The sequence below is a fragment of the Acinetobacter tandoii genome (genome assembly GCF_008867985.1).
Taxonomy (GTDB): Bacteria; Pseudomonadota; Gammaproteobacteria; order Pseudomonadales; family Moraxellaceae; genus Acinetobacter; species Acinetobacter tandoii.
The window spans coordinates 1-274 of the sequence record NZ_VXLD01000044.1; the positions used below are offsets into that span (position 1 = coordinate 1).

The following is a 274-nucleotide window of genomic DNA, read 5'->3' on the forward strand; positions in this document are numbered from 1 at the left end:
CACCTTGTACTCTTAATCTACTCTTTAATTCTTGACTAATATAGCCACGATCAGCATACAATTTTGCAGTCATTCCTTTGACTAGTTGTTCCACCATTTTGATATCTGCTGTATGTCCATTGGATAAAACCGTATTTACTATTCCACCTGATTGATTCATCAACAAATGCAGCTTACAGCCAAAGAACCATCCCATTGAGCTTTTACCTCGTGTTGCAATCGTAGACAGGGCTTTATGCCGTTGTATTCTCTGGTTTTTACAGACAGGTAATAT

The 274-nt window shown here is 38.0% G+C and carries 1 protein-coding gene; it reads right to left on the reverse strand.

The annotated features are described in order from the left end of the window. Positions 1-274 (reverse strand): transposase (locus F4W09_RS17025; RefSeq protein ID WP_151505449.1); only part of this gene is annotated, 274 nt, incomplete at both ends.